At 29.5% G+C, this 4,650-nt stretch carries 4 protein-coding genes; 3 read left to right on the forward strand and 1 reads right to left on the reverse strand.

All coding sequences use genetic code 11. The features are described from left to right. Positions 1 to 209 precede the first annotated feature (209 nt). Positions 210 to 1,763 carry a DEAD/DEAH box helicase gene (locus ACVC2P_RS14815; RefSeq protein WP_452599232.1) on the reverse strand — a complete coding sequence of 518 codons (1,554 nt, stop codon included), beginning with the start codon at positions 1,761 to 1,763 and terminating at the stop codon, positions 210 to 212. A gap of 114 nt (positions 1,764 to 1,877) precedes the next feature. Here ACVC2P_RS14815 and ACVC2P_RS14820 point away from each other — a divergent pair, with 114 nt between their 5' ends. From ACVC2P_RS14820 to ACVC2P_RS14830, 3 genes are all read left to right on the forward strand, one after another. Beyond that, on the forward strand, positions 1,878 to 2,687 hold the full coding sequence (locus ACVC2P_RS14820) for a DUF1853 family protein (protein WP_452599233.1): 810 nt from the start codon (positions 1,878 to 1,880) through the stop codon (positions 2,685 to 2,687). A gap of 52 nt (positions 2,688 to 2,739) precedes the next feature. Beyond that, a complete protein-coding gene (locus tag ACVC2P_RS14825) occupies positions 2,740 to 4,335 on the forward strand; it encodes a hypothetical protein (RefSeq protein WP_452599234.1) in 1,596 nt (531 codons plus the stop codon). A gap of 69 nt (positions 4,336 to 4,404) precedes the next feature. Next, positions 4,405 to 4,650 (forward strand): DEAD/DEAH box helicase (locus ACVC2P_RS14830; protein ID WP_452599235.1); only part of this gene is annotated, 246 nt, incomplete at its 3' end.

Raw genomic sequence — 4,650 nt, forward strand, 5'->3', positions numbered from 1 at the left:
TAGTTTTTGTTTAGTCCTAAATCTCTAAATGTACTCATAGTTTTATGTTGGCTTTTTGCTATTAGCTATTGGCGTTAAGCAGTCTTATTTCAACTTAAATTTCAATTTTATAAGAAAAGCATCATTTTTTTAAAAGTCTTCTACTACGCTCAGACTGACATTAGAGTGAACATTCGTAATTCGTAATTCGTAATTCGTAATTAAAACTACTAATCCTCTGGTGGATACCCATGAATTTGTTCGAAAACTTCATCGAAATTTGAGCGTAAATACGCGTTTAATTTCTTTTTATAGTCGTCTTTTAACCATTCTACAAAGTTAAAGGTACTTTTACTAATACACTTTGTATAACGTTGTATGCGGTAATCTATATCGTCTTTTAATAATTTAGCTAAGGCTAAAGCATCCCATAAATCCTCGCTATTTTCTATACAAATTTTAGCATGGTGTTGTATAGAGCGCTCTAAAATAACTTTAGACGATTCTCCATTTCTAACAGATTCTATGTACATTTTCTTGATATCGAAATATACATCTTCACTTTTAGCGAACTCCTTACGTAAATCTTCAGGCATTTCGTACCTAAAGTTACTCTCTAAATCTTCGTCACTTAAAATTCCATCTAAATAGAAATTAGGAGATCTAAATATTTTATGCCAATCTAAATCGCTTCCCCAAGGTCCAAAACGGTGTAGGTTGTTACCTAAATCTATTACCGAGAATTTAGACTTATTCTTTAAAATACGCGATCCACGACCTATCATCTGGTAATATAACGTTAGCGATTTTGTCGCTCTGTTTAAAACAATTGCATCTACCGTTGGTTCATCGAAACCAGTAGTTAAGATACTTACCGATGTTAAAATAGCATCTGGCGTTTCTTTAAACCATTTTAATATGGCTTTACGCTCTTTTTTAGAGTTATTATTATCTAAATGAGCAATTGGGTATCCTGCTCTTCTAAAGGTATCGTATACATGCAGAGAGGTATTAATACCGTTATTAAATATTAGTGTCTTTTTACCTTTACAACGCTCTTCGTAAGCTTGAATAAGCTTCGTTAACATGTCTGTATTAGTATATAAATCTTCAGAAGATTTTACAGTATAATCCCCATTAGCACCTACTATTAATGAGGTTAACCCTACATTATAAGAGTATATTTCGGCACGTGCTAAAAATTCATTTTCTATAAGCGATTGTATCGTTTCACCTACAATTAACTCATTGTAGTTGTCTTTCATTGGTAAGTTTATATTACTACTTAAAGGCGTAGCAGTTACTCCTAAAATGAAAGATTTTTCGAAAAACTTAAATAACTTAGTAAACGAGTTATAGTGTGCCTCATCGATAATAACTAATCCTATATCTGAAATATCTAACTTATCATCATTTAAACGGTTGTTTAAGGTTTCAACCATGGCAACAAAACAGTTATAATCATGCTGATCGGATAAATCTGCCTTACTATCTACAATTTTGTTTGTTACACCAAACTCTGTTAGCATATTAGAGGTTTGCCTACACAACTCAATACGGTGTGTCATGACTAAAACCTGCTTTTTATGTATTTTTAAATATTGCCTAACGATTTCAGAAAAAATGACCGTTTTACCTCCTCCAGTAGGTAATTGATATAAAAGGTGATAGTCTTTTGGTGCATCTTCAAAACACTTAAAAATCTTGTTAATAGCACCTTTTTGATAACTATATAAACTTTTTCCTTCTTTACGTTCTTCTAATTCTAAAGCTGTAACTGACATTAATAGTTTTTAAATTTTAACGATGCGCAAAAATACAACGATTAAACAGGTTTCAAAGAATAAATGGCCGTTTTTTTTATAGAATCTATCTATTGTTTATTTTTATACTCGATTATGACAGATAAAACAGAAGACCTTCAACCACAGTTTAGTGGTTTTTTTAACACACCACATCTATTTTTAAATTCTATTAATGGTATTTACCCTTTTATAGATACATTAAATTACACTCCTGTTTTTGGTAATTCTATTTTAAAAAACATACGCCTTGGTCAACGTGTAGAACGGTTTGTGTCTAAAGAGTTACAAGAACACGATAGCATTACTATTTTAGCAGAAAATCCTCAAATAAAAAATGGTAAAGTAACTATTGGCGAGTTAGATTGTTTATTTATACAAAATAAACAACCTATACATTTAGAAATACAGTTTAAATACTATTTATTCGACCCTAATTTAGGTACAACCGAAATAGACCATTGTATTGGCCCCATGCGTAAAGATAGTTTAAATGAGAAATTAAATAAACTTAAAACAAAGCAGCTACCTCTACTCTATGCCCCAGAAACAAAACCTGTATTAGAAAAATTAAATCTTAAGGCTAATGATTTTGTTCAGCAAATTTACTTTAAAGCCCAAATTTTCATGCCTTTTGAAAAAAGCTATGTTTTAAAGACATTAAATCCAAAGTGTGTTTATGGCTTTTATTTTAAATATAAAACACTTCCTTTTTTTAAAGATTATAAATTTTATATCCCTAAAAAAACAGATTGGCTTCTAGATGTTACACCAAACGTAGATTGGCAAACCTATGATGCCGTTTTGCCTAAATTAAAAGTCTATGAAAACGAAGGGTATTCCCCAATGTTATGGTTAAAACACCCCAAAGGGCATTTAGATAAATGTTTTGTTGTGGCATGGTAATGGTTACAACTAATAATGTAGCACTTTACTCATTTATAATTTTTAGATATCTATGATTAAAAACATAAAACACTTTATATCAATTCTTATTTTAATATTAAGTATTGCTAGCAGTTTTGCGCAAGAAACAGTTGTTAAATTAAAAGATATAGCTTTAATAGCTTATGATACAGACTTAAACTATAGTTTGTATCAAAAAATTAGTGCAAATAGGTTTAAAAGAATAGCTATAGATTTTGATATAAACTATAAAACAAAAATAATAACCCATAAAATAGCTAAAGATGAAGACGATCATGAAACTTTAGAGGCTATTTTAAGTGATTACGACAGTATTACTTATATAAAAGATTTAAGAGCTATAACAGTTAATGATTTGTATAATACAAACTGGTCTTTCCCTAATCCAAAAAAAGATAACACTGCAGCAAGCGTTTTAAATATAGAATCTTTTAAAAACGGTGTTAGTAATTTTCAAGAGTTATATTATGGAGAAAGCCAACCCAACCAAGGCTTTGGTATTCATGTAAAACAAGCGAAACAAAAGCAATGGCATGTTAATAACTCCAAATGGTTTTACACCTTTATTTTAGACTTAGGAAACAATAAACATATTGCTTTTTTAGGTGACGCAAAATACATATATCACATTTTGTTACCATTAAAGAATAGTAATCTCATTGTTGCAGACGATTATGGCATAATACCTATTAAAAATACTAACCATAAAGACGTTAATGTTAAATATTCTGAAGCTTTTAATAGATTTTACCCTGATGAGTTTTATAAACTAAAACAAGTAGACAATAAAAAATACCAACTGATTAATCAATTTGAAAAACGTGTATTAAATAAAGTAGCAGATACTATTATATACAATCGTTTTTTTATTGAAATGATAAATAATAAAAATAGTACTATTTACAACCATAAATTAGAGCCATTGCCATTACAGACTATAAGAAAAGCTTATCTTCAACCGACAGGTTTAGAGGTTTTAACAAATGCAGGTGTTAGTTATTATGATTTTAATTTTAATAAAATGAAAACTCTGCCTAGTTATGTTTATAGTGTTTGTGGCACAGTACACTCTATTTCTCATAAAATAAACACTACAAAAAGCAAGACATCTCCCTATAGTATTACCATAACAAGTGGCGGTCTAGCTGCTCCTTTTGATACTATAGAAGAATTAACTTTAAATACTTCTAAAGAGTATACCGTAAGTTTTTTAGATGATTCGGATTACACCTATACAGACGATAATAATCTTGAAGCTAGAGACATAAGTAGTTACCTAAAAGTTAAAAAAAATAAAAAGTATGGTATCTATACTTATAGCTATGAAAAAGAAGAAAGTAACTTTATATCTGACGAAATACTAGAAACAAGAAAAGATGTCCACTTACCGACTAAACCAGCAAAAGTTAAAGAATTGCTTCCTATACGTTTTGATGCAATAGAATATAATAATCAAGATGGACAGATTTTATTTTACAAGAACAATAAAGTTGGAATTTTCCCAAGAGATAAAACAGTCGTTTACGACGAACTAAAAAAAGAATCACAATCCTTTTACTCCTTTACAAAAAATGGTAAAAAGGGATGGTTAGATATTAAAACATATACAGAATATTATTTGGATTAAATTAAAGTAAGTTAATATTATGGATAACCATGTATTTCTTCCGTAATTTGCAATAACGTCAATCTAAATATGCAAAACAGTACGCTTCAAACTCAATTAATCCCTACTTTAAAAACAAACTTTGGTTACGATAGTTTTCGTGGGCAACAACAGGATATTATAGAGAATGTTCTTAATAAAAAAGACACTTTAGTAATAATGCCTACTGGTGGTGGTAAATCTATCTGTTTTCAATTACCAGCCATTATACTAGAACAATTAACCCTAGTAATTTCCCCACTTATTGCTTTAATGAAAGACCAAGTAGATGGTTTA

The sequence above is a fragment of the Pontimicrobium sp. MEBiC01747 genome, from assembly GCF_053601635.1.

What these genes read in the sequence shown, in the direction of transcription:
- ACVC2P_RS14820 (WP_452599233.1), top strand. Translation starts at nt 1,878, where the DNA reads ATGACAGATAAAACAGAAGACCTTCAACCACAGTTTAGTGGTTTTTTT.
- ACVC2P_RS14825 (WP_452599234.1), top strand. Translation starts at nt 2,740, where the DNA reads ATGATTAAAAACATAAAACACTTTATATCAATTCTTATTTTAATATTA.
- ACVC2P_RS14815 (WP_452599232.1), bottom strand. Translation starts at nt 1,763, where the DNA reads ATGTCAGTTACAGCTTTAGAATTAGAAGAACGTAAAGAAGGAAAAAGT.